The sequence below is a fragment of the Ensifer sp. 1H6 genome, from assembly GCF_001976035.1.
Classification (GTDB): Bacteria; Pseudomonadota; Alphaproteobacteria; order Rhizobiales; family Rhizobiaceae; genus Ensifer; species Ensifer canadensis.
This window is the reverse complement of the sequence record NZ_MOAI01000041.1, coordinates 26,859-50,201: the sequence shown is the minus strand read 5'-3', so window position 1 is coordinate 50,201 and position 23,343 is coordinate 26,859. Positions and strand designations below refer to the sequence as shown.

Genomic DNA, 23,343 nt, shown 5'->3' with positions numbered 1-23,343 from the left:
TCAGGCTCCCTTGTTGAAGAAGCTCGTCATGCTCCGCCCTTGCCGGACGACGTTCAATCCAGGCGCAACCTTCAGCCTGTGCCCTCTACCTCAACCGCAGACGCCCTCCCGCGCAGCGGGTTCGTTCTCCGGCCCAATTGAGACGCTCGGGTCGCACTGGCCAAGTATCCGCTCCTGACGCTCCTCGGGCGTTCAGATCACTCGACGACCGGAAGCCGGCAGCACGGATGTCTCCTATCCCTCGCCTTGATGAGACTTGAACCAGTGACCCCGATGTTTCCCGCAGTAAAATGCAATCTCCGAAATTTCAGCGAGGTTATGCCGGTGACACGTGTCCAGGCATAGCTATCGTTTCGGCAAATACCTTGTCGGCAAGAACGTCAGGCGAATGAACGCCACAGTCGGGGAAGAGGACGCCGGCCGGCATCATATACTTCGCGGACATGCAACGTTCGATCTGGGTCAGTCGCCATTGGCGAATTTCAGCATCAGGTACGTCCCGCCGCACCAAAATTCCGCTCGAGATACTCGATGCCAAATGCGACTATATCCTCGGCATCGAATAGGTAGCTTTGCGCGCTCGCCACCGGGCCTTCGCGATGCCGGCCCAAGAGGACATACGCATCTGCGATCGTTTCGACGGCATCGGGCTCTCCATCGATCGCAAAGCAATCCAGGATGCCGTTCGAATCGAAGTCTTCCGCATGCGCCCAGATGGTTTGGCCTTGCGGGCCGAGAAGCGGCATCTCGTAGGTCACGCGGCGCTTTTCTGGAATTTCGGCGATTGCCTCAGCATAGTGCAGGACGGTGACGGCATCCAGGGGAGCACCGAGCAACAGCACCTTTCCGCCCCGCCGGACACAGCGCTCCAATGGAGACCCTTGGCCGAATGCCCGTCCAAGAAGATGCGGCTCGATCATCTCTCTTGCAAGCGATCCAAGCGCGACCATGGATGCATCCGGGTGCGCACTGCGCAGAGCATCCGGCGTCTCGACGAGGTATTGGTTGAGGACGCCAAAGCCGCGGTATGTTCCCGCCGTCTCCGGGTGGAACGGCGGCCACCTCCGGCGTCGCTCCTCGCTCAACCGGGCGCCGTTGAGCGTCTCGTCATAGGGGGATCGATCCCATGAGGCAAAGCCCATTAAGGTGCCGTTCGGCCCGACGGCCTCAAGGAGCGATGCGACGATGGCACGGGGGCCACCCTCCACGGCGCCGATAGCCTTCAGAGACGCGTGCACCATGAGTAGATCGCCGGACTGAACGCCGAGCGCTCGAAGGTTGCCGGTGATTGTCGCTCTGTCGTTCATGTATCGGGTCACCCCTTAGTGTTTACCGACTGCCGCATTGAACACGCAGTCGGCAAGGCATCAGCTTTTCGCGACGGCGTCAATTGTAGGGTGACCAGCATTGCTCGCGGGGACCGACAAATGGCTGGTACGTGTTGTCGTATGCCCCGTAGGAACGATAGCGGTCGGAGCATCACTGAGCGAAGGGCAAAGAGTGGCGGCGATCGTGCGCGCCCGAGAGAGGCCATGATGACCTACGACTGGGAAGGCGCCCGGAGGCGGCATTTCAAGCAGGCGAGGACGGATCATTGATGGTCGGTTCGCTAGCCTCGAAGCCATTCTGGTCCGCCCGACGGCTGAAACGTTCAGGTACATCATGGACGCGCTTTTGCTCGGCTTGGGGTAAGGTCTGTTACAGTGCGCGGCAAACCAAACACCGCGCAATTGCAAACGACAGCCTTCCACCCACACGAGGCGATCGATGGATAGCCAACGCGACAGCCACCTTTGTAAAATCAAACCACTGGCTGTGTTACCGCGATAAGAACGCGTTTTGCGAAGTAGCTTTATATTCCGATTTTGGGAGAGAGGACGACACCGTGCACGGACCTAGCGTCAACGACACCCGCGAGGGCGCGGCTTCGCCGATCGAATTACAGTACCTTGCAAAAAAGCTTGCGGCTCTCGCTCGACAGATCAAGACAATCGCAGCTACACCTCTCGGCGAGGCGGTCGATTTGGACGACAGCGGCCAAACCTCTGCGAATGCAGCAAAGCTACATCAGCAGCAATCTAGGTAGGCGCTGAAGCAAATGGCGGAGTATCTCTGATCGCAGAGCGCCCCTCGCAAAGGGCTGTGGGAACAATTTTCGGCTTTTGCTGTTATATTAGTGCACGCGCAAGCGATCCAGATGATGATCCGTCGGGATCGTGTGCAAGGATGACCTCCGCCATCGGAGGTCATCCTTTTAGTTGCGCGCGCCATCACGATGGGGCGTGCGCTTGTTTTCAGGACTTGCCAAGGCGGCGAATACGATGCGCCGGATTGCTTCTGCTAAACTGACACCAAGCGCCATCGCCGCAATGCCGGTGACACCGAGCGCACCGATACCCATCAGTTCCCAACGCTAGACGTCATCGGTGACCGAGAACGAAGCCGCTACGGCTCCATTCTCGACATCTTGAAGTAATTACAGTCCAATTGGCGTCGCTAGACTGAGGGCTGGTGCGATGAATGGTTGGAACAGAGACGGTTCGGGACAAGTGAAGGTGTCTCCCGTCCTTGATTGGAAAACTGCGACGCCGTTGAACGAAGACACGAACGTTTTTCTTCGTTTGGAGTTCGGCGTCGGTCATGATCTTGAAAGCGTCTCGGCGTTTCAGTTCAGCCTTACTGCCGAACAAGCCAAAGCACTCAGCCAACAGCTTGCAAATGAGGCCGAGAAACAGGTGTCTCTCCGAAGCCGCCGCCCCGGGGAGAACCCGGTGAAGTAAGCGCTGTCGCTCCGGCAACATTGGTTGTCCTTGTTTCGATCGGGCGCCCCGCGAGTCCTGGTTTGGTTTCTGCAGGAGCGGTCCCAATAAAAGGCATGGCCGATCAGCACCGCACGGGCATGAAACCGTTGGAGCGGCAAATGGGCATATTCCGTTCGTCAAGAGGGGTTGAGCATGCGGTATGGGCGATCGCGGGGCATATGTTGCCGACACACTCGGAAAAGAGGCTCCCCTTCCAGCCAGGATGGCTAGCGGGTCTCTCTCCCGCGAAATCGGTGACGTCGTTTGGGGAGGAATCCACAAACTCCACGAAAGAGGTTCTCAGATCGTCTTTGCGCCGTCGATCTCGACGACGGGGAACACCGCTCGGATCGCGACACCTTCGGGCCGCCATTCGCGCAGGATCTGGCACCCAAGATTGGCCTTCAGCACCGTTTCCAAGCGCGTCCCGAACCCGAGTTCGACATCCGGCGGCGACACGGGCGGCCCGCCAATCTCGCGCCACGTCAGATGCAAAAAGCCGGACGTAAGCTCGCTTTCAACAGTGATTTGACCTTTGTCTGTAGAGAGCGCGCCATATTTAACGGCGTTGGTCATGAACTCGTGCAGAAGTAGGGAAAGGCTTGTCAAACTCCCAGCACCAATGTCGATATCGACGCCTGACACAACACCTCTTTGACTGGCATCCTCCTGGTAAGGCGCCATCAAGGTTTGCACGAGGCGAAAGAGCGTCGTGGTGTTTTGGGCAGGCACACCCTCAACATGGAGGTTCGGCAGCGTTATCTCGTGCGCTCTGGCCAGCGCGCCCAGTCGCGCCCTTAGAGATTGCGCAAGTGCTGAGGGCGTTTCTGCATGCTGCCAGAGTGACCAGTCCACCTGCCAGGGCAAACAGGTTTTCACTCGGTGGTGCATTTCGCGCAGCAGCAGCAATTGCCGCTCGGCATTGCGTTTTCGCTCTGTGATGTCACGTGCGACCTTGGAGGCACCGACGATTATGCCTTGCGAATTGCGGATAGGTGAAACTGTCAGTGATATGTCGCGCAACGTGCCGTCCTTGTGACGTCTGACGGTTTCGAAATGGTCGACACGTTCCCGGCCTGCAGACGGGCCAGAATTATCAGCTCTTCATCCAGCCTATCTGGGGGAATAAGGATCGTGACAGGTTTGCCAATAACCTCGTCGGCGCGATAGCCGAAAAGCCGTTGCGCTCCGTGGTTCCAACTGGTGATCACGCCCTGGAGGCTCTTGCTAATGATTGCGTCTTCTGAAGACTCGACAATCGCTGTCAATAGCGCTGCAGCATCGTGTCCTGTGGGAAAATCGTTCATGGACGGCGCTGGGCTACCACTCGACATATCGGAATTGTCATCGGATCGCATTTCAAACTCTCAAATCATGCAGAAAATCATTCCCAATGGTTCAACAAGACCGGCATCGATTCAACCCCTTGAAACGAAATCGGGAAGGCCCGAAACCATCCGCGACCGTCTGCGAGAACTGATCGGGATCCGTTTCAAGTACATCGTTCCACTGATCGGCGCGCCGAAAAGCGTGATCGTGTATTCGGGATCCGAGGGCGTCATCGCTATCGACTGGAATTTTGGCGATAAAGTTCTGGAAGTCAGAATGAACCTTTCCAGCGAGCTTCAACCTGTGCCACCGCACCGAGGCGATAGGATTTGGCAATACGGTGAGAAGAGAAAGGGCGGCCTGCTGCCATCCTGTCCTCACGGTCGCCGCTGATCCGTCAGAAGGGGAATGGCTGTCTTGATCCCAACCATTCGGGTCCTTACGACGGCCACGCCGCCCGGGGGGAACTTAAGCAACGAGAGTGAGTTGTTTCGAAGCGCATGAACTGGAGGCGACAGACAACATTGCCCTCTACGCTCATTCATAAACTCGAATACGACCCCCAATCGAGGATCCTCTCTGTTTGGCTCCGGCCCTCTGGCAGGCGCTATGATTACCGCGAAGTGCCGCCTGAGACTTTCGAAAGCTTTCGGTTGGCATTTGGAAAAGGCAGGTTTTTCAACACATTCATCCGCAATCGCTACGTATTTACGATAGGCGACCCAACAAACTGAGGAACGCGCCTGTCGCGAGCGAACACGGCGGACCGATGCTCAGCGCAGAAGTGCTGCCTCGCGCGCCGCTTCGACGAAGGCCTACCTTGCGATATAGCCCGGTGCGTGCCCATTCATAGCCTGCTGGCACGCGGTCACGGCTGCCTGATAGGCTGGACTGGTCTTGGGTCCTGGCCAGTTGTCCTGCAAGAGCGATGCCGCTTGGCTCGCTGATCCAACCAGGACATCATTGTCCGCGCGCGCTGAGCGAATGACAACTGTTTCATTCCAGGGTGCGGGTTGCTTTACCTCTGTTTTCTCACTGTCGTTGCCGTAACGCTCTTCACGTTCCCACTGATCCTCTGCCATGGTCGAATCTCCCTGTCGAATTCTTCCAAACCGGCAACGCCAGCGGTTGTTCCCTCGGCATCTGTGCAGAATCCGTCGGCTGGACGGCGGAGGAAGTTTGCGACGCGATTGCACGCCTCTCGCGGGAATTTGAAGGGGCAAAGGGCGCAATATTCGATTAGCGCCCACGCGACTTCTCAGTGAACGTAAGTTCAAGGGCCGAACATGCTCCCTTGGAGGGTAGTCGTTAGCGAAGCTGGGGCCGATTAATGGTTCTGCCAGGATAATTGGCGTCGGCGAGCCTCTGCGCGAGATGGCTCGCGTTGCGCGCTAGCATTGCGTGCAGAACCTGTCGATCTGAACGCCATGCGTGAGATCAACTCGGAACTGCTCTCTTTCCGGTCTTGGCTTGCCGGAACGGACGCAGAGGACAACCAACACGCTGGCGTAACTCGGCTTTAATCACGCGGGTCCTAATAGCGCGGGGGCAGGAACCACCAACACTCGCTGTTAGTGATGGTTCTGATATGGCGAGCTGCGGCGTGACCGAAAGCCGACATATCAGCCGGAACTCGGCCATGCGGGCATAATGAATGCACTTAGCGTCGTATGGCCGAACTGACCCCGGAAGCTAACCGAGCCGCTCGCGCCATCCTAAAATGGTCTGTCCGTGATCTTGCGGAAAAGGCAGGTATCGCGTTCTCGACCGTCCACCGCTTCGAATCCACGGGAAGTGCAACAGCGTCCATAACTTCCTCCCGAAGAGCGAAAAAAGCGAGCCTGGATGGCACTAGGCTTTTCGAATGCACCTTCAAGCAACCTGAGGCAGGGCGTGTTCAGAAAAATGCTGGAGTTTGGCCGGGTGAGATTTCTCCCACCCTCATTACTCGCGGCTATAAGTGCCTAAACGATCTCAGCCTCATGCGTTGCTCAGAGGGTTGAATCCGACAAACTCGCACACAGTGCTAATGTTCCTTCTCAGCAATCGCACCTGGCAGGAATGGGAGATCGGCGGTACCGCGCCAACACAATTATTTCACGAGTAACGGAACGTCGTCCGATCTTCCAGGTTTGGTAATTTCCCATCCCTGAAAATCGATCGGAGACCAGACATGCCCGCTGAAAAAACTTTGAACGACCTTTTCCTTGATACGCTCAAGGATATCTATTTCGCGGAAAAACAGATCCTGAAGGCGCTGCCCAAGATGGCGCGGGCCGCGCGATCTGAAGAAGGTAAAGCCGGCTTCCTGAAGCACCGGGATGAGACTGAAGGCCAGATTGAGCGGCTTGGGCAGGTTTTTGAAATCATCGGAAAACCAGCTCGCGGCAAGACGTGCGAAGCCATTCAGGGCATCATCGCCGAAGGCGAGGAGATCATGGAAGAATATCGCGACAGCCCGGCACTCGATGCTGGCTTGATCTCATCCGCCAAGGCGGTCGAGCATTATGAAATTGCCCGGTATGGAACGCTCAAATCATGGGCCGCCCAGCTTGGCCTCGATGGAGCCGTCGCTCTCCTCGACGCAAACCTCCAGGAAGAGATCGCCACCGATCAGAAGCTGACGGCACTTGGCGAGGCCGCAGCAAACCCCAAGGCGTCCAGGCAGGCCGCCGAGTAGTCTCACTTCGATATCGAGAAGCAGCCTTAACAGGCGGCTTTTTCATTCCGGAACGGGCGCCGCCGGCAGCCGCGCGCGCGGCCACCAGCCCAGCCAAATCAGCACACTGGAGTTCACCCCATGGTCAAGAAATCTCTCGAAACGTCACCCTCGAAGCAGCGCGAAACCGTGACAATCCATGATCAGAAGCTGCGTCGAGGAGAAGGTGGGGAGCTTCACCAGACCGCGGAGGGCGAAACGCCTCTTCTGACCACCGCTCAAGGTGGCCCCGTGGCAGACGACCAGAATTCGTTGCGTATCGGTGACCGTGGTCCGCTGGTTGTCGACGACTTTCACTTCCGCGAAAAGATCTTCCACTTTGACCACGAGCGCATCCCAGAGCGCGTCGTTCACGCCCGCGGCTATGGCGCCCACGGCTTTTTTGAAACCTATGATTCACTCGCGGCCTACACACGCGCCGACCTCTTCCAGCGAGCGGGTGAGAGGACACCGGCTTTCGTGCGCTTCTCGACGGTTGCCGGCAGCAAAGGATCCTTCGACTTGGCACGGGACGTTCGCGGCTTCGCAGTCAAGATCTACACCAACGAAGGAAACTGGGACCTCGTTGGAAACAACATACCTGTCTTTTTCATCCAGGACGCCATCAAATTCCCCGACATTATCCATGCGGTGAAGCCTGAGCCGGACCGGGCCTTTCCCCAGGCACAATCCGCGCACGATACATTCTGGGACTTCATCAGCCTGACCCCTGAAAGCATGCACATGATCATGTGGGTGATGTCAGACCGCGCCATCCCCCGCTCGTTCCGGTTCATGGAAGGTTTCGGCGTTCATACCTTCCGCCTCATCAATGCCAAGGACGAGTCGACCTTCGTGAAATTCCACTGGAAGCCGAAGCTTGGGCTGCAGTCCGTCGCCTGGAACGAAGCGGTCAAGATCAATGGTGCAGATCCTGACTTCCATCGTCGCGACCTCTGGCAGGCGATACAATCGGGTAATTTTCCAGAATGGGAATTGCAGGTTCAGCTTTTCGATCAAGAATTCGCAGACAGTTTCGACTTCGACGTGCTTGATCCGACGAAGCTTATCCCCGAGGAGATCCTGGCGCCCCAGCCCATCGGACGCCTGGTTCTTGATCGCATGCCCGACAATTTTTTCGCCGAGACCGAACAGGTCGCCTTCATGACTCAGAACGTGCCGCCCGGCATCGACTTCAGCAACGACCCACTTCTGCAGGGTCGCAACTTTTCCTATCTCGATACACAGCTGAAGCGGCTAGGCGGTCCCAACTTCACCCATCTGCCGATCAATGCGCCGAAGTGTCCCTTCGCGCATTTCCAGCAGGACGGGCATATGGCGATGCGCAACCCGGTAGGCCGCGTGAACTACCAGCCCAATTCATTAGACGAGGGTCCGCGGGAGTCGCCAATCGAGGGCTATCGCCACTTCCCGGCCGAAGAGAATGGCACCAGGGTACGGCTCCGGCCGGAAAGCTTTGCCGATCATTATAGCCAGGCACGGCAATTCTACATCAGCCAGACCCCGCCTGAGCAGCGCCATATCGCGGCAGCCCTGACGTTTGAACTCAGCAAGGTCGAAATGCCGGTCATTCGTGAACGCATGGTCTCGCACCTCCTCAATATCGACGAGACACTGGCAAACACCGTTGCCCAGAAACTAGGATTCCAGTCGATGCCTAAGCCTGCGGAGGCCGCCCGGCCCACACGTCAGGATCTCGAACCGTCGCCGGCTCTCAGCATTGTCGAGCGTGGGCCAAAACGTTTCGAGGGCCGCAAGCTCGGAATCCTGATCACCGATGGCGTCGACGCGAAGTTGCTGAAGGGTCTGACGGCGGCGATTACCAAAGAAAAAGCTGTTTGCGAACTGATCGCTCCGAAGGTCGGTGGCGTTATGGCTTCGGACGGCACCTGGATCGAGGCGCATCACATGATCGACGGAGGACCTTCCGTTCTCTTCGACGCCGTCGCCTTACTTACCTCGGCGGATGCGATCGATGATGTAGTAAAGGAGGCGACCGCCCGCGATTTCGTGGCCGATGCCTTCCAGCACTGCAAGTTCATTGGATACGATCCATCGGCGATGCCGTTACTCGAAAAGGCCGGAATCACCGATGCGCTCGACGAGGGTGTTGTCGCTCTTCCGGGCGAGGATGGACTTTCGGCCTTTGTCACCAACCTCGGCAAACTGCGCGTCTGGGCTCGAGAACCGTCGGTAAAGCTAGGCAAGGCATCATCGCCAGTCTCTTAACTCTACAAGGGGCGCATGTAACAACACCACGGTAAGGATTGGCGAACAAGACTCGCGTTGGCTACACGCGGCCTGGTTCGACATTCCTGACGATACATTATGCGACTGTCGAGGCATAGAGCGGGAACGGGCCCCTATCATGAAGCGTCCGCCGCTTGTTGCTGGCCAACCGAGAACCGGCGAGCCCATTTTCGATCAAGGGCGATGTCGCGATCGTTGCGATGCGGCACTTGCAGAAATACACATTCGTGTGTATCATTCTGAAGATGAAAAGCGGTGATATCATTGCGGCCTTGCAAAAGGATGGCTGGTACGAAGTTGCCACCAAGGGCAGCCATGTTCAATTCAAGCATCCCGAGAAACCTGGCCGCGTCACTGTTCCACATCCGAAAAGGGACATCCCGATCGGAACGTTGAAGAGCATCGAGAAACAAGCCGGACTCAAGCTGAGGTAACGAACATGCGCAATTATATCGGATTGATCCATAAGGATGCCGACAGTGATTACGGCGTGTCCTTTCCCGACTTTCCTGGCCTGATCACCGCTGGAACCGACCTCGACGATGCGCGAGCTATGGCCGAGGAAGCCTTGTCCCTACACATTGAAGGTCTAGCCGAAGACGGCGAAGCAATTCCCGAACCTTCCACGCTGGAAGCGGTGATGGCAAACGCGGATAACCTGGACGGTGTTGCAATTCTCGTTGGCGTCAAGACCGAAGCCAAAAGAGCGGTTCGCGTAAATATCACCCTGCCAGAAGACGTCCTAAAGGCGATCGATGCTTTCGCCGAAGCGCAAGGGCTGACGCGATCAGGCTTCTTGGTTCGAGCCGCCAGGCATGAGATCGCACACGCAAACGACGATTACAACGATCTCCATGCAGAGACGCGGCTAGGGGCCTGAACGGAACTCTGTCCGTGCCTCCCTCACCCTTCTAAGACATTGATGGTCTGCCGCGAAAGGTCAACGTCAATCTCTCTAGGGGTACGGCGACTCATGACATCTCCAGCACGAAGGTTCCGACCAACTGGCTTTCCCTGGACGCCTCCGATTTTGCGGAGAATCCACTTCCCATACGCCTGCCGGCGAGCATGGGAAGTGGCCACTGAAAAACCGGAGAGGATGTCCTGCGCATGAGGTGCCCTACTCGGCGGCCATTGCCCTAGCGAGTTGCGGCTCATCGATGATCGTTTCCCGGTGGCTCTCTTGTTTCGGTGGCTTGATCCGGAACCAAACAGCGTACAGCGCCGGAAGAAAGAGCAGGATCATCAGGGTGCCCGCCGCCGTTCCGCCAATCAGGGTGTAGGCCATCGATCCCCAGAACACCGAATGAGTCAAAGGTATGAAGGCTAGGATCGCTGCTAGTGCGGTCAGGATGACAGGTCGTGTCCGCTGCACCGTCGCCTCAATGACGGCATCATAGTCATCAAGACCGGCCGCCTGGTTCTCCTTGATTTGCTCTGTCAGGATCAGCGTGTTGCGCATGAGGATACCTGCCAGCCCTATCAACCCGAGAATGGCGTTGAAGCCAAATGGCTGGTTGAACAGGAGCAAGGTGGGAACCACTCCGGCAAGACCAAGCGGTGCGGTCAGCATCACCATTGTCATCGTCGACAGACTGCGGACCTGCAGGATGATGACGGTCAAGGTGGCCGCGATCATAAGCGGAAAGACCCGAACCAGAGCGACGTTGGCCTTGAGGGATTCCTCGATATTTCCACCCATCTCGATGCGGTATCCGACTGGAAGCGAAGTGATCAGCGGTTGAAGGGCCTTCATGACCTGCTGCGAAACCTCCGGGGGCTGTGTCGCCTCGTTGATATCGGATCTGATCGTGATGACGGGCGTCCGGTCGCGACGCTTCAGGATCGGTTCCTCGAAGCGGATCTCGGAATGCCCGATCTGATCGAGTGGAACCTGGCGGCCATTCCGGCTCATCAGCGAAAAATCTGCCAGCCGTGATGGATCGAGGCGGTTCTCACCCGCACTTCGGGCGACGACAGGCACGTTACGGATGTTGTCGCGCACCTGCGTGACGGGGACCCCTGTAAGCAGCAACTGCATCTGCTGGGCCGCCTCCGACGGTGAAAGACCGATCAGATTAAGCCGCTCCTGATCCGGAATAAAGCGCAACACCGGCGTGCGGTTGCCCCAATCACGATTGGCCTGTCTGACGTCGGGTACAGTCTTCATGATCGCCAAGGCTTGCTCGGAAATCTTGTACAGTTCTTCCTGATCCGGTCCCATGATCCGAAACTCGACCGGAAACGGCGTGTAGGGCCCAAAGACAAGCTGCGTTACACGCACAGATGCTTCAGGAACAAGCCCTTCCGAAATGGCGGCGCGAAGGCGGTGCTTCAAATCCTCACGTGCATGTGCATCGGGCGTCAACACAACGACCTTGGCGAAGGCAGGGTCAGGCAATTCAGGTGCCATGGCGAAGAAGAAGCGCGGCGCACCCTGCCCTACATAGCTGGTGACGATTTTTGTTTCCGGCTGGATTTGCAGCCAGTCTTCGACTTTCTCCACTGCGGCCGTCGTGGTTTCGATGCTTGTACCCTCAGGCATGCGAACTTCGACCAGGACCTCTGGCCGGTCCGATGTGGGGAAGAACTGTTGTTTTACGCCGCCCATCCCGACGACCGAAACGGCCATGGTGATACCGACCACGGCGCAGGTCATGACTTTATAACGGACCGCAAACTCGATCGTGGAGCGCAAGCGACGATAGTTGGGCGTATCATAGATGGCGTGGTGTCCACCCTCGACCGGTTTGATGTCAGGCAACATCTTCACGCCCATATACGGCGTAAAGATCACCGCAACAAACCACGAAACGATCAAGGCGAAGCCCACGACCCAGAAGATGTTGCCGGCATATTCACCTGCGGTCGACTTGGCGAAGCCGACGGGCATCAGTCCAATGATTGTGACAAGTGTGCCGGAAAGCATCGGGGCGGCCGTATGGCTCCAGGCATAAGCGGCCGCCTTGATGCGGTCCATGCCCTCCTCCATCTTCACTACCATCACCTCGATTGCAATGATGGCGTCATCCACGAGAAGGCCGAGCGCAAGGATCAGCGCGCCGAGCGTGATGCGGTCGAAGAACCGGCCGGTTTCCAGCATGATCAGGAAGACGACGGCCAGCGTCAGCGGCACCGCGAGTGCGACGACAATGCCGACGCGCCAACCGAGTGCGACCAGACTGACGAACAGAACGACACCGAGCGCCATGGCGAACTTGAGCATGAATTCACCGACCGCCTCATCGATGTTGACGGCTTGATCGCTGACTTTCGTGAGAGTCATGCCCAGCGGCAATGTCTGCGCGATTGCCGCAGATCGTGATTCAAGCGCCTTGCCAAGCTCAAGGCCGTTCCAACCCGATTGCATAACCGCACCCAGCATGATTGTCGGCTCACCCTCATGCCGGATGATATAGGTTGCGGGATCCTCGTAGCCTCGCCGTACATCCGCGAGATCGGAGAGCTTCAGCGTCCGGCCGGCGGCCACGATCGGCGTTTCGGCAATCGCCTGTACACTGTTGTAAGCCCCGTCAAAACGAATGAAGACCTGTGGGCCATGGGTGTCGATCGAGCCGGCGGGTGTGACCGTGTTCTGTCTCTGCAAGGTTGCAGCAATATCCTGCGCCGATATTCCGAGCGTTGCCAGCTTGGCATAGGAAAATTCGACGAAGATCTGTTCGGGGCGCTCTCCGAGAATGTTGATTTTCTTGACCCCCGGCACATGCAGGAGATCCTGACGGATGACCTCCGCCTGCCGGACGAGGTCGCGCATCGGCATTCCCTTCGCCTTCAGGGCATAAAGGCCGAAGCTCACGTCGGAATACTCATCGTTGACAAACGGGCCCATAACGCCCGGAGGGAGATTTCGGGCTTCGTCACCGAGCTTCTTGCGAGCCTGATAGAACTCATCTTCGACGGCAGATGCTGGCGTGTTGTCCTTGAGGGTAACTGTGAGGAATGCGTAGCCTGGCCGCGTTGTCGTCTCGACACGGTCGTACCATGTGAGTTCCTGGATACGCTTCTCTAGGGGCTCGGCCACAAGATCCTGCATTTCACGTGCAGTGGCGCCCGGCCAAACCGACGTGACCGTCAAGGTCTTGATGGTAAAGGAGGGATCCTCGGCGCGGCCTAGTTTGACGAAGGCATACACCCCCGCGGCCGCTAACAGAACGATGAAGAACAGTGTGACAGCGCGTTCGCGAACTGCGATGGCGGAAAGATTGAAGTTCATTACTTTGTCACCTCTTGCTGCGAGGCAACCCTGACGCTCGCGCCATTCTCAAGCAGATGCGCACCCAGAGCAACAACCTGTTGACCAACCACGACGCCGGTGACAAATGCAGTCTCCTCGCCGATCCGTTTGATCTCAACAGGCGTGAAGTTCACAGTGGACGTGGCGCCGTTGACAACCCACACACCTGTCCGGCTGCCGTCGTCAAGGATAGCACCGACTGGAACAGCGACCTCCGTTTGCCTGTCCGCATCCAATATTTTGATCGTCACTGTCGAACCAAGGGGGGCAGAGGCAGCGGCGCCTTCAAGAACATAACGCGCCTCGTATGTCCGGGTTTGCGGGTCGGCAGAATCGGAAATCTGTCGCAGCCTGGCCTTTCCGCTGAGGCCGTCGCCTCCATAAACAGTGGCTTGTCCTTCGGATCCGATGTCGGGCCGCAGCGTCTCCGGCAGCCAGACAACAGCCTCGCGCGGCCCCGCCTGCGCCAGTTGAACGACCGTCTGGCCTGCTGACACGACTTGTCCGGCGTCTCCAAGCGTCTGGACGATGGTTCCATCCGAGTCTGCGAGTAAGACCGTATATGCCGCTTCGTTTTCTGCGACCTTTGCATCGGCTTCAGCCGCAGCAAGCTGTGCCGCAGCCATGTCGAGAGCAGCCTTCGCCTGTTCATAACGTTGTGGAGTGGCTGCCAAGCCATTTTTCACCAGCACCGCATAGCGTTTCTCGTCTGCTTGCGCCTGGACCAGGACAGCGCGTGCTGCGGTGACCGTATTGCGCTTAGCTGTCAGCGCGAGCTGGAGATCGGTTTCATCAATGCGCATCAGAGCCTGGCCTTGCCTGACCTGCTGGCCCACATCCACCATTCGTTCGATGATTTTGCCCGGAACCCGAAAACCGAGGTTGCTCTGGATTCGTGATGCGACTGTTCCGGTAAACGAGCGCTCCGCCGATCCAGTCGTTGTCGCCTCTGCCACCCTGACCAACGGTGAAACAGTCCTTGGGTCGGCAGCCTCGGCTTCCGACTTTGTGGGTTCGAAAGCCAGGAAAAAGGCACCGGCTGCCCCGGCCGCTGCCACGAGACCTACGAAAGTCAGGACATGTTTGCGTTTCATTTTAAGTTTCTCTTCTTGACCAGCGATCCAAACAAATTAGATTGCGATCTAACTCTATTCGCATTATAGATGTCAAATGAAATCTAATTGGAGATCGTCATGAGAGTGAGCCGGGCACAGGCTGAGGAGAACCGTGAGACGGTCATCAACGTCGCAAGCCGTCTGTTCCGAGAGCATGGCTTTGACGGAATTGGCCTGAAGGATCTGATGAAGGGAGCTGGCCTTACGCAAGGCGGCTTCTATAAGCAATTCGCATCGAAGGACGACCTTGCTGCACTTGCATCAAGGCGCGCCATGGAAAGTGCGACCCGGAGATGGTCAGCGGCCGCCGCGGACAGTTCCGATCCCCTCGAGGCTGTGATGGCATTCTACCTCTCCCCCGACCATCGTGGAGAAAAGGCGGAAGGTTGCCCTTTGGTGGCGCTCGGATCGGACGCCGCTCGGCAGAGTGAAGAGGTCAGACGTCCATTCGAGGACGGAGTCCGCGCTCACTTCGAAGTACTCGATGAACTAATGGGCGATGATAAGAACTCCGAGCCCAGCAGCAAGGCGATGGCAATACTGTCTATCATGGTGGGTGCCGTCACGCTTTCCCGCATCACGGAGGACCGGAACATGTCGCAAGGCATCCTCGACGCAGCGGCTGGCGAAGTCAGGCGCATTGCGCGCGGTGACGATGTTGCCTGAAGGCTAAGCCGGGTTCGATGGCCTGGCCTGGATAAGGGCCGAAGTTTAGCTGCCACCCGGTTTGGCTGAGAGCGTCCAAGGCTCCTGCATAAACCGCATGTTTAGAGAACAGGCCCTGACCGCATCGTCGGGAGGCTGAAGGCATGCCCATTTTTACAGTGAAGACAGGTGGAAAACAGATGCGTCGTATTGTTGTCACGGGAATGGGAGCCGTAAGCCCTCTTGGTGCAAATGTAGATATCTCCTGGACACGGCTCCTCGCGGGCCAAAGCGGCATTCGTCGACTGGGTGAAGAGGTTGTCGGGGATCTCCCTTCGAAAATAGGGGGAGTTGTCCCCTTGTTCACGGAGGATCCAGAAGGCGGCTTCGATCCGGATACGATCATGGCTCCGAAGGACCAGCGCAAGGTTGACCGGTTTATCATCTTTGCACTGGCGGCCGCTGAAGAAGCCCTCGCGCAGGCGAACTGGAAGCCGACCTCGAATGAAGACCGGCTGAGAACCGCAACGATCGTTGCGTCGGGCATTGGCGGCTTCCCTGCAATAACCGAAGCGGTCCGCACCGTCGATCAACGCGGTGTGCGTCGTCTTTCACCCTTCACAGTACCGCCGTTTCTCGTCAACCTCGCAGCGGGACAAGTCTCGATCCGTCATGGCTTCAAAGGCCCCCTCGGCGCACCGGTAACCGCGTGCGCCGCCAGCGTTCAGGCGATCGGGGATGCCGCCAGGTTGATCCGATCCAACGAAGCCGACATTGCGATATGCGGCGGAACAGAAGCCTGCATGAATATCGTCAGTCTCGGTGGTTTTGCCGCCGCCAGATCGCTGTCGACTGGCTTCAACGAAACGCCGAGCCAGGCATCGCGCCCCTTCGATACGTCACGCGACGGCTTCGTCATGGGCGAAGGAGCGGGCATACTTGTCATCGAGGCATTGAGTCACGCGCTTGCTCGCGGCGCAACGCCCATTGCCGAACTCGTCGGATACGGCACGACAGCTGACGCCCATCACATAACTTCCGGCCCCGAAGACGGAAACGGCGCGCGCAGAGCCATGGAGATCGCCATCGCGCAGGCCGGTATAGCCCCGCGTGAGATCGGACATCTGAATGCGCATGCCACCTCGACGCCAGTGGGAGATCTCGGTGAAATGAGGGCTATCAAAAGTGTATTTGGCTCCAAAAAATCCATAGCCGTCAGCGGCACGAAATCGGCAACAGGACACCTGCTCGGCGCGGCGGGAGGGCTGGAAGCGATCTTCACCATTCTGGCACTCAAGAACCAGATCGCGCCGCCAACCCTCAACCTGAACGCTCCGGATCCGGAAGCCGACGGTATCGATTTCGTGGCGAACCACGCGCGCCAATTAGACGCAGAATACGCAATATCCAACGGTTTCGGCTTTGGCGGGGTCAATGCCAGCGCACTTTTCAAGCGTTGGCCAGGTGGAAGCGTGCCTCGCTCATCTTCCATTGGCTGACGGGTATCTTCGCCCAACCAGGTCATGAAATCTTGTCCGGGAGCTGAACTTCAATGGAATCGACGATGGTTACTACGCCAAACGTTCGTCCCCTCAAGCCAGTGATTGCCGTTATCGGCGTTTGCGGTGGTGTCTTCGGCAACCTGGTCGACTGCACAGCATGTCGCTGCGTTCTGAGCAACAATTACGCCAAACGCCGCCGCTCGCGGTACATTTACCGGAAGTCGGCCACTGTTGAGGTTAGCAAAGCGTGTCATCGGTAAATCGCGGTTCATCGCCCGGCTTGCCGCACGCGACCCAGTCGCGCTTCGCCCGCAGGTAATTGGTCAGCTCGGCCAATTCAGTTGCCTTCTGCTCAAGCCTGACGAGCTGGACGTCCATGATCTCGATCTCACGCGCCGGCGATAAGCCCTCGCGTTGCAGTTCCGTGGCAATCTCCGCGATCTCCTTGAGTGGCAGACCCAGTGATTGTGCGAAACGGATCATCCGAACCGTCGAGGCGTCCTGGTCGGTGAAGATCTGATAGGGATTGCGACCACCTTTGGCGCCGAGTTGCGGCCTGAGCAGACCTTTGCGGACATAAAAGCGGACAGTGTCCTGGCTCAATCCTGTCCGCTGGGCGAATTCTCCGATCAGCATATTTTCACCCCTTAAGCTGTTGACCATGGACCTTAGTCCAGCCTTATATGATGCGTTCCCTCAATTGTGGAACACTTTCATGCTGAACCATCCCAATAACGATTTCCATGAGCCGACTGCCTTCGTGACTGGGGCAACCGGCCTTCTTGGCAACAATCTGGTCCGCGAACTAATCGCCGATGGCTGGAGCGTGCGAGCGCTGGTTCGCTCGCACGAGAAAGCAGCATTGCAGTTCGCCGGGCTGGATTTGGAGATCATCACCGGCGACATGCTCGACGTGCCGGGTTTTGCGAACGCGCTTAAGGGCGTGGACGTGGTTTTCCACACAGCGGCCTATTTCCGCGACTCCTACAAGGGCGGGAAGCATTGGGACGCGCTCTACGCGGCCAATGTCGCGGGTACGCGTGGCTTGCTCGATCACGCTTATCGTGCCGGCGTGCGGCGCTTCGTGCATACCAGCTCGGTTGCAGTGCTGCGCGGTGCAAAGGGACAAACCATAGACGAGTCCATGTTGCGGGATGAGCGGGATGCCGATGATTATTACCGCAGCAAGATCCTGTCGGACCGCGTGGTGCTTGACTTTCTCGACAAACATCCCGATTTCTGGGCAGCCATGGTGCTTCCGGGCTGGATGCACGGGCCGGGGGATATCGGGCCGACCTCGGCTGGCCAGACAGTGCTGGATGTGGCGCTCGAACGCTTGCCCGGCGTTCCACCCGGCTCCTTCTCGGTGGTCGATGCGCGCGATGTGGCGCGGGCGATGATCCTCGCTAGCCACAGGGGGCAACGCGGCGAACGTTACCTCGCCGCCGGACAGCATATGACCATGGCCGATTTGTTGCCGTTGATCGCACAAGCCACCAGGGCAAAGGCACCGACCCGCCGCATTCCACTCTTCTTCCTTTACCTGATCGGCGCCGGCAATGAGCTCTACGCGCGGATGACTGGCAAGCCTGTACTCTTGAGTTGGGCCATGGCGCGAACAGTTGCCACGGAGAATGACCGCTCTCGCTACGATTGTGCGAAGAGCACACGAGAATTGGGTCTGGAGTTCCGGCCGGTGACCGAAACCCTGCGTGATGAAGTGGCCTGGTTCCGTACGCACGGCTTCTTGCCTAGCTGAAACGTTCGCGATGCGGCGTTAAAGGGCTACAGCCAAGACAGAGGTTTCAGCCAAAGACCCTTGAAGGTCGGTGACATTCGTTGATTTCGGTCTTAGTGCCCCTTTTCTCCTTAGAAATCGCGCACTGATACGAAGGCGTCGATTCATTTGCGCTTCGGTTAATTGTGGCCCGATCTACTGGTCGATCGCAACGCGCCCACACTCACACTGGCTCATCAGTGGGCGTCACCTCAGATGTGAAGGGACATCAACGTGAACAGGAGCGGGGACGATTCTCCCAGAGTTCGACCGCCACCGCGTGCTCAGTTTCGGCTTCGGCTTGGCCAGCACCCGACGGGCAGCATGCGTGGCGGGGCGACGGCAAAAAACAATGCGTCCGGCGGTCTGCATGTGGATTACAACCCCGGAACATCGCGCCGATTGATTGTCGCCCCATCTGATCCGGCCTGCTGGTTATGGATCAAACTGTCTGAGAGGCCGCTCGAGCCAAGCCCGAACTGAACGCTACGGCAAGCGACGGGGGAGGATCGGTTGCGAGCCTCTCGCGTAATAGTCCGAAGCCCAGTCGGCGAGGATCGCGCGCTTCATCGGCAGAAAGTGTGGGCGCCATCACAACATCGATTGGTCGTCGGAACTCCAGCCTTTGCAAGGCCAGAACTGTTGCCCTATCGTCATGGCATTGTTGACCGCGTGCTCCAAAGTTTTGTGGGTCATTGGGTCACCTCAACGCACGTGCGGATCTCTATCGCGCGCCAGGCGCAACACGACGATGGACTTGGTGTTCGGCGCCAGCACATCGTGTTTCTCTGCAAAGGCGGTAAACAAGCCACGGGCGGTCTCTGCTTGAATTTCGCCGCGAAGCGCGGCTCCACATGCCTTCAAGGCAATAGAATGTGCCGCGTCTCTAAGCGACGCCGGACACTCGGACAGATATCGGTAGGCGTCCATGACACTGCGAACCTCCGCGGGACAACCGAGGCCGACGAGAATGGGTACAGGCTCTTTGAACATATCGGGTTTCATCGCTCTCTCCTTTCTTACCCGAAGTGTCATAGGGCGCCGACGCACCGGCGCCCCTCACTGCATGCTGCTTAAGCGGCCTTCTCTGCTTTGATCTGTGCCGGAGCGGCCGACGGCGCCAGAGCTGGATCGCTCTTAATGGAGATTTTCCTCGGCTTCAGTGCCTCCGGAATTTCACGAACGAGATCGATGGACAGAAGACCGTTCTTCAGATCCGCTCCGGTCGCCCTGACAACCTAATTGCTTTGACACCGCCTCGGCATCCGCGACGAAACTTTATCACCAGATGCGCCACGATGGCCGCTATGGTGCCGTGCCGCTGGGCTAGGGAAATAGCCATCGCCACCTCTACAGATTGCGGCCCGCATCACGGGCGCGAGACTTTTGCCAACCGTAAGGTTGTCATGAGAACGAGCAAAAGGGCACCCGCGCCGATAACCCACCAGGGCCGTCCCGATCGCTGATGCCGGATGGAGGCAACTACCCGCTCGCGTAGCGCAGCAACCTGTCGACGGAGATCTGCCAGTTCCTGGGTGACGTTCGGCTCAAGCGGCTCGCTGGGGCTATTCGCGACGGCCGCCTCTTCTATCTCTGCTAAGTATTCACGCCACTGCATATCGCTGTCAAAGCCGTGCTTGCGAATATCCGTCATCGACCAGCCTCCTTTTCCGCGCCGAATCAAATCATGATCCCACCGAGGGGGACGGGAATCATCGCGAGGCTAACTCGCTTGAAAGGCCGATGTTCCCTGGACGCTGCATGTTTGAAACGGGCTTATTGAAATAGGCGGCTACTGGATGTTCACGCGGCTCAAGGCGCTGGAGCTCAGGACCACCATTGTGATGTTATGTGTTCTTGGCGCGGACCGCCTGGATTTGTAAGGATTATCGGCCACTCGACGCGCAGGATGCCAAAGACCGTCCATAGTGCGAACCCGGTTACAGTCAGCGTGTACATCCTGGCGAGATTGCCGCGGTGTTTCGGGTCCTCTTCCAGACCTGCGGAATGAAGCTCGTAACTGAACAAACCGACGCAAGATAGCCAACGACCAAAGCGGTATCCATATCGGACTCCATGGCTGCATCTACACGTTGTCGACTGCCGATGTGGTCTACTCGGAGTTTCTTCGATCGTCGCCGCCCTCTTCTTTCAGGTTTGAGAGGGCGCGTAGCGTGAAGAACGTCACCAGCGACAGCACGATCGCCGCCGCCGAACGCCAGTTTATGATGACGGCCAAGATGGCGTACAGGTGTCCGACATCATGAGCATCCTAGGGCTGTTCTCAGCGCGAGCCGCCCGCGTAGACGGCTCTATCGATATTGGCGTTGTATCACTTGTGCATGCTCACCAACAAATTGAATAAGAGCTCGTAGCCGTGGAAGGCGCCGGAGATCCTGATGGTATCCTAGCCAAGTATCCCTTCCAGGGGGAGTCTCCGACACGTCGACACGCTTCAATCCCTCCATCGAGTCCCCCAGCGGTCTCGGAAGAACGGCCATCCCTGCACCACCTGCGCATAACCTTGCCTGAACATCGCGATTGTTGCTTCGCATCGAAACTTTCGCATTCGGAAACCGGCTCTTAAGCCAACCTACGTCGGGCATGCTTCCAAATGCCTCGTCCATAATGATCACGCTGAATCCCGCTCCAGTGCTGGGCGAAGGGTCGTCCGATCCTTTTGCGACATACAGGCCATAGGGAATATGTAGCAGCTTGCGTGAAATGACTTCCGGCTCGGTGAAAGACCGTATGCGGAAAACCAGATCGGCTTCGCGACGCGCCAGGTTCAAAAGCCTGGCGTCAGTGAGAATTTCGATGATTACACTGGGATGCAAACGTCCGAAGTCGGCAAGGATGGGGGCGAGAATATGGATGCCGAACCAGTCAGAGCACGATATCCGCAAGGTTCCGGACAACGTGTTCTCGGTGCCCGCAAGTTGCCGCTGGAGTGCCAGCGCCTCCTCCTCCATCCGTTCGGCGTGCCCCATCACGACGGTGCCCTCATCTGTCAGGACAAACCCGTCCGGTGTGCGCTGGAACAGCGAGTGGCCGACCGCGGCCTCAAGGGTCTTTAGCCGTCTTCCCATCGTCGGCTGCGTCAGGCCCAACTTCCTCGCGGCCGCACCCAGCGTTCCCTCCCTCGCGATCGCAAGGAAAAGACGGATGTCGCTCCATTCCATCATGACTTACGGCCCATTCAAAAATGCATGTTCAACATACAATCTATATGATTTCCATTCGGAAAGTTCCATATCAAAGTGCTGACATCAACTGAAAGGGATCAATCCTATGGGCACGATGAAAGCATTAGTTCTTGAAAATCACGGTACCGAATTCCGCATCGCGCAGATCGCACGACCGGCTGTGGCCGAAGGCCAGGTGCTCGTCCGAGTAAAGGCGAGCGGCGTAAATCCGCTGGACACGAAAATCCGCGCGGGAGCAGCCGCTCATGCCAGACATCCTCTTCCCGCAATCCTGGGTATCGACCTTGCTGGGGTCGTTGAAGAAGTCGGCGCAGGCGTGACCGGATTTCGCCGCGGAGATGAAGTCTACGGCATGACAGGCGGTGTGGGTGCCGTTCAAGGTTCGCTGGCAGAATTTGCGGCCGTCGATGCACGGTTGCTGGCCATTAAGCCATCTCACCTTTCCATGCGGGAAGCGGCCGCTCTACCCCTCATCTTCATCACGGCGTGGGAAGGCCTCGTGGATCGCGTCGGCATCCGGGCTGGCCAGAAGTTGCTCGTCATCGGTGGCGGTGGTGGCGTTGGTCACGTAGCAGTTCAGATTGGCAAATCTCTTGGTGCGGACGTCTATGCAGTCGATGGAGCCCGGAAGGCTGACTACATCAAGAGCCTCAATGCGACGCCGATCGACTACGCCACGGAAACCGTCGAAGAATACGTCGCCAAATACACACAAGGGCAAGGATTCGACGTCGTCTACGACACGATTGGCGGCGCTGGTCTGGACACTGCGTTCAAGGCAGTCACCCGATTTGGGCATGTGGTTAGCTGCCTCGGCTGGGGCTCGCATGCCCTCGCCCCGCTTTCATTCAAGGCGGCGACATACTCCGGCGTGTTCACACTGCTTCCGCTACTCACTGGCGAAGGTCGTGAGCATCACGGGGACATCATGCGGGAAGCAACGCGCCTTGTAGAAAGGGGTCAGTTGATGCCGCGTCTCGACGGTCGGTCCTTCACACTTGAGAATGTGATGGCGGCCCACGAGTTGATTGAAGCCGGCAAGGTTGACGGAAAGCTCGTCGTAGACATCGCTTAAAGGCCAGGGTCCCGCGTCATCATGGCCGGGACCCGTTTGCCCTGCAATCCCATCGAGTTCTGCATACACCCAGACGCGAGGATGTCCTTCTCTTTGTCTCGCTCGCAAAAGATCATGCGGGACGGCTGGGTGGAACAGATCTGGTGTGTCTGGTTTAGCAGCAAAGGACCTGTCGTTCGAACGGACCGTGATCCCGACGGCGAACAAGACTGCCTCCGCGCCGACGCGAGGTCTTCCATTCAACTTCGCCAGTCCCGATCGATGTGGCCCTCTTCGGCTTTATGAAAGTATTGGGAGCATACCAGCCAGCCTTTCAAAGGCCTCAACAGCACGACACATGCTGCCGTGGTTAAAGGTAGAGTTGAAAGGAGATGTACCCAGAGCGAGGACTCGAATGTCAGTTGGAGCCACAGAGCGAAAGCAAGCGCAGGAACGGCGACGATACTCATGGCGAAAAATGCGGGGCCGTCCGCAGGGTCAGCGAACGCATAGTCCAGACCACAGACCTCACAAGACGGCGCCAATGACAGGAGCCCGTTAAACAGGTGTCCCCGTTGACAACGCGGACAACGCCCCTTTAGTCCGGTGAGCGCAGGAGTGGTAGTCTCGTTGTAGTCGATGGTCATGTATCCGTTCCCTCACCATCGAAATCGAGATGGATGCTGTTGA

General features: G+C 57.8%; 23 protein-coding genes and 3 pseudogenes. 11 read left to right on the top strand and 15 right to left on the bottom strand.

Translation table 11 applies throughout. The features are described 5' to 3' along the window. Positions 1–488 precede the first annotated feature (488 nt). From aac(3) to BKP54_RS31175, 3 genes and pseudogenes are all read right to left on the bottom strand, one after another. Entirely contained in the window at positions 489–1,307 is an 819-nt protein-coding gene (gene aac(3), locus BKP54_RS31190; protein WP_084815412.1) for an aminoglycoside 3-N-acetyltransferase, read from the bottom strand. Positions 1,308–1,386: 79 nt separating this feature from the next. Continuing rightward, a pseudogene (locus BKP54_RS31185) lies at positions 1,387–1,485 on the bottom strand (BA14K family protein); the annotation flags it as partial. 769 nt (positions 1,486–2,254) lie between these two features. Further along, positions 2,255–2,401, bottom strand: coding sequence for a DUF1515 family protein (locus BKP54_RS31175; protein ID WP_084815410.1), 147 nt, complete (start codon positions 2,399–2,401; stop codon positions 2,255–2,257). 115 nt (positions 2,402–2,516) lie between these two features. Here BKP54_RS31175 and BKP54_RS31170 point away from each other — a divergent pair, with 115 nt between their 5' ends. Beyond that, positions 2,517–2,780, top strand: a complete 264-nt coding sequence (locus BKP54_RS31170) for a hypothetical protein (protein ID WP_128090538.1) — start codon at positions 2,517–2,519, stop codon at positions 2,778–2,780. A 321-nt stretch (positions 2,781–3,101) separates the two neighbouring features. Here the strand turns inward: BKP54_RS31170 and BKP54_RS36890 are convergent, their stop codons facing one another. Continuing rightward, positions 3,102–3,692, bottom strand: coding sequence for an HWE histidine kinase domain-containing protein (locus BKP54_RS36890; protein ID WP_245317950.1), 591 nt, complete (start codon positions 3,690–3,692; stop codon positions 3,102–3,104). A gap of 81 nt (positions 3,693–3,773) precedes the next feature. Then, positions 3,774–4,108, bottom strand: a pseudogene (locus tag BKP54_RS36885) (PAS domain S-box protein); the annotation flags it as partial. Here BKP54_RS36885 and BKP54_RS31160 point away from each other — a divergent pair. Next, entirely contained in the window at positions 4,107–4,523 is a 417-nt protein-coding gene (locus tag BKP54_RS31160; RefSeq protein ID WP_084815408.1) for a DUF3459 domain-containing protein, read from the top strand. The pseudogene BKP54_RS36885 and the gene BKP54_RS31160 overlap by 2 nt on opposite strands. Before the next feature lie 107 nt (positions 4,524–4,630). Next, positions 4,631–4,864 (top strand): KTSC domain-containing protein, encoded by a 234-nt coding sequence (locus BKP54_RS31155; protein WP_245317946.1) that lies wholly within the window; start codon positions 4,631–4,633, stop codon positions 4,862–4,864. An 81-nt stretch (positions 4,865–4,945) separates the two neighbouring features. Here BKP54_RS31155 and BKP54_RS31150 read toward each other — a convergent pair whose 3' ends face one another. Further along, entirely contained in the window at positions 4,946–5,212 is a 267-nt protein-coding gene (locus BKP54_RS31150; protein WP_084815407.1) for a DUF982 domain-containing protein, read from the bottom strand. 1,091 nt (positions 5,213–6,303) lie between these two features. Between BKP54_RS31150 and BKP54_RS31145 the strand changes: the two genes are divergently transcribed. The 4 genes from BKP54_RS31145 to BKP54_RS31130 all read left to right on the top strand — a co-directional run bounded on the left by BKP54_RS31145 (position 6,304) and on the right by BKP54_RS31130 (position 9,979). After that, positions 6,304–6,810, top strand: coding sequence for a ferritin-like domain-containing protein (locus tag BKP54_RS31145; RefSeq protein WP_084815406.1), 507 nt, complete (start codon positions 6,304–6,306; stop codon positions 6,808–6,810). A gap of 120 nt (positions 6,811–6,930) precedes the next feature. Continuing rightward, positions 6,931–9,078 (top strand): catalase C, encoded by a 2,148-nt coding sequence (gene catE / locus BKP54_RS31140; protein ID WP_084815405.1) that lies wholly within the window; start codon positions 6,931–6,933, stop codon positions 9,076–9,078. 266 nt (positions 9,079–9,344) lie between these two features. Beyond that, positions 9,345–9,533, top strand: a complete 189-nt coding sequence (locus tag BKP54_RS31135) for a type II toxin-antitoxin system HicA family toxin (RefSeq protein WP_025430990.1) — start codon at positions 9,345–9,347, stop codon at positions 9,531–9,533. A gap of 5 nt (positions 9,534–9,538) precedes the next feature. Then, the gene (locus BKP54_RS31130) at positions 9,539–9,979 is read left to right on the top strand and encodes a type II toxin-antitoxin system HicB family antitoxin (protein WP_025430991.1); all 441 of its coding nucleotides are present in this window, start codon (positions 9,539–9,541) and stop codon (positions 9,977–9,979) included. A 240-nt stretch (positions 9,980–10,219) separates the two neighbouring features. Here BKP54_RS31130 and BKP54_RS31125 read toward each other — a convergent pair whose 3' ends face one another. Continuing rightward, positions 10,220–13,333, bottom strand: a complete 3,114-nt coding sequence (locus tag BKP54_RS31125) for an efflux RND transporter permease subunit (protein ID WP_084815404.1) — start codon at positions 13,331–13,333, stop codon at positions 10,220–10,222. Beyond that, positions 13,333–14,448 carry an efflux RND transporter periplasmic adaptor subunit gene (locus tag BKP54_RS31120; RefSeq protein WP_084815403.1) on the bottom strand — a complete coding sequence of 372 codons (1,116 nt, stop codon included), beginning with the start codon at positions 14,446–14,448 and terminating at the stop codon, positions 13,333–13,335. The genes BKP54_RS31125 and BKP54_RS31120 overlap by 1 nt, the downstream gene beginning before the upstream one ends. Positions 14,449–14,547: 99 nt before the next feature. Here BKP54_RS31120 and BKP54_RS31115 point away from each other — a divergent pair, with 99 nt between their 5' ends. After that, entirely contained in the window at positions 14,548–15,135 is a 588-nt protein-coding gene (locus tag BKP54_RS31115; protein ID WP_084815415.1) for a TetR/AcrR family transcriptional regulator, read from the top strand. 179 nt (positions 15,136–15,314) lie between these two features. Beyond that, positions 15,315–16,613, top strand: coding sequence for a beta-ketoacyl-ACP synthase II (gene fabF / locus BKP54_RS31110; RefSeq protein WP_084815402.1), 1,299 nt, complete (start codon positions 15,315–15,317; stop codon positions 16,611–16,613). A 240-nt stretch (positions 16,614–16,853) separates the two neighbouring features. On the opposite strand, the gene BKP54_RS31105 is transcribed toward fabF, so the two are convergent. Next, a complete protein-coding gene (locus BKP54_RS31105; protein WP_084815401.1) occupies positions 16,854–17,252 on the bottom strand; it encodes a MerR family transcriptional regulator in 399 nt (132 codons plus the stop codon). 79 nt (positions 17,253–17,331) lie between these two features. On the opposite strand from BKP54_RS31105, the gene BKP54_RS31100 reads away from it, so the two are divergent. After that, positions 17,332–18,375, top strand: coding sequence for an SDR family oxidoreductase (locus BKP54_RS31100; RefSeq protein ID WP_084815400.1), 1,044 nt, complete (start codon positions 17,332–17,334; stop codon positions 18,373–18,375). Positions 18,376–19,098: 723 nt separating this feature from the next. Here the strand turns inward: BKP54_RS31100 and BKP54_RS31095 are convergent. From BKP54_RS31095 to BKP54_RS31075, 5 genes and pseudogenes are all read right to left on the bottom strand, one after another. Continuing rightward, a complete protein-coding gene (locus tag BKP54_RS31095; protein ID WP_025430998.1) occupies positions 19,099–19,398 on the bottom strand; it encodes a DUF982 domain-containing protein in 300 nt (99 codons plus the stop codon). Positions 19,399–19,466: 68 nt separating this feature from the next. Beyond that, positions 19,467–19,628 (bottom strand): annotated as a pseudogene (locus BKP54_RS31090) (molecular chaperone Hsp20); the annotation flags it as partial. A 134-nt stretch (positions 19,629–19,762) separates the two neighbouring features. Next, positions 19,763–20,047 carry a hypothetical protein gene (locus tag BKP54_RS31085; RefSeq protein ID WP_084815399.1) on the bottom strand — a complete coding sequence of 95 codons (285 nt, stop codon included), beginning with the start codon at positions 20,045–20,047 and terminating at the stop codon, positions 19,763–19,765. A gap of 459 nt (positions 20,048–20,506) precedes the next feature. Beyond that, entirely contained in the window at positions 20,507–20,632 is a 126-nt protein-coding gene (locus tag BKP54_RS37215) for a hypothetical protein (protein WP_280951692.1), read from the bottom strand. Positions 20,633–20,705: 73 nt separating this feature from the next. Continuing rightward, positions 20,706–21,575, bottom strand: a complete 870-nt coding sequence (locus BKP54_RS31075) for a LysR family transcriptional regulator (RefSeq protein WP_025430999.1) — start codon at positions 21,573–21,575, stop codon at positions 20,706–20,708. 109 nt (positions 21,576–21,684) lie between these two features. On the opposite strand from BKP54_RS31075, the gene BKP54_RS31070 reads away from it, so the two are divergent. Beyond that, positions 21,685–22,674, top strand: a complete 990-nt coding sequence (locus BKP54_RS31070; protein WP_198956894.1) for a zinc-dependent alcohol dehydrogenase family protein — start codon at positions 21,685–21,687, stop codon at positions 22,672–22,674. Between the two features lie 239 nt (positions 22,675–22,913). Here the strand turns inward: BKP54_RS31070 and BKP54_RS31060 are convergent, their stop codons facing one another. After that, positions 22,914–23,300: a DUF983 domain-containing protein gene (locus BKP54_RS31060; protein ID WP_084815397.1), complete on the bottom strand. Its 387-nt coding sequence runs from the start codon at positions 23,298–23,300 to the stop codon at positions 22,914–22,916. Positions 23,301–23,343: the final 43 nt, after the last annotated feature.

Coding starts and splice junctions, on each gene's coding strand:
- BKP54_RS31175 (WP_084815410.1), bottom strand. CDS start 2,401: ATGGGTATCGGTGCGCTCGGTGTCACCGGCATTGCGGCGATGGCGCTT.
- BKP54_RS31170 (WP_128090538.1), top strand. CDS start 2,517: ATGAATGGTTGGAACAGAGACGGTTCGGGACAAGTGAAGGTGTCTCCC.
- BKP54_RS36890 (WP_245317950.1), bottom strand. CDS start 3,692: ATGCACCACCGAGTGAAAACCTGTTTGCCCTGGCAGGTGGACTGGTCA.
- BKP54_RS31160 (WP_084815408.1), top strand. CDS start 4,107: ATGGACGGCGCTGGGCTACCACTCGACATATCGGAATTGTCATCGGAT.
- BKP54_RS31155 (WP_245317946.1), top strand. CDS start 4,631: ATGAACTGGAGGCGACAGACAACATTGCCCTCTACGCTCATTCATAAA.
- BKP54_RS31150 (WP_084815407.1), bottom strand. CDS start 5,212: ATGGCAGAGGATCAGTGGGAACGTGAAGAGCGTTACGGCAACGACAGT.
- BKP54_RS31145 (WP_084815406.1), top strand. CDS start 6,304: ATGCCCGCTGAAAAAACTTTGAACGACCTTTTCCTTGATACGCTCAAG.
- catE (WP_084815405.1), top strand. CDS start 6,931: ATGGTCAAGAAATCTCTCGAAACGTCACCCTCGAAGCAGCGCGAAACC.
- BKP54_RS31135 (WP_025430990.1), top strand. CDS start 9,345: ATGAAAAGCGGTGATATCATTGCGGCCTTGCAAAAGGATGGCTGGTAC.
- BKP54_RS31130 (WP_025430991.1), top strand. CDS start 9,539: ATGCGCAATTATATCGGATTGATCCATAAGGATGCCGACAGTGATTAC.
- BKP54_RS31125 (WP_084815404.1), bottom strand. CDS start 13,333: ATGAACTTCAATCTTTCCGCCATCGCAGTTCGCGAACGCGCTGTCACA.
- BKP54_RS31120 (WP_084815403.1), bottom strand. CDS start 14,448: ATGAAACGCAAACATGTCCTGACTTTCGTAGGTCTCGTGGCAGCGGCC.
- BKP54_RS31115 (WP_084815415.1), top strand. CDS start 14,548: ATGAGAGTGAGCCGGGCACAGGCTGAGGAGAACCGTGAGACGGTCATC.
- fabF (WP_084815402.1), top strand. CDS start 15,315: ATGCGTCGTATTGTTGTCACGGGAATGGGAGCCGTAAGCCCTCTTGGT.
- BKP54_RS31105 (WP_084815401.1), bottom strand. CDS start 17,252: ATGCTGATCGGAGAATTCGCCCAGCGGACAGGATTGAGCCAGGACACT.
- BKP54_RS31100 (WP_084815400.1), top strand. CDS start 17,332: ATGCTGAACCATCCCAATAACGATTTCCATGAGCCGACTGCCTTCGTG.
- BKP54_RS31095 (WP_025430998.1), bottom strand. CDS start 19,398: ATGAAACCCGATATGTTCAAAGAGCCTGTACCCATTCTCGTCGGCCTC.
- BKP54_RS31085 (WP_084815399.1), bottom strand. CDS start 20,047: ATGACGGATATTCGCAAGCACGGCTTTGACAGCGATATGCAGTGGCGT.
- BKP54_RS31075 (WP_025430999.1), bottom strand. CDS start 21,575: ATGGAATGGAGCGACATCCGTCTTTTCCTTGCGATCGCGAGGGAGGGA.
- BKP54_RS31070 (WP_198956894.1), top strand. CDS start 21,685: ATGGGCACGATGAAAGCATTAGTTCTTGAAAATCACGGTACCGAATTC.
- BKP54_RS31060 (WP_084815397.1), bottom strand. CDS start 23,300: ATGACCATCGACTACAACGAGACTACCACTCCTGCGCTCACCGGACTA.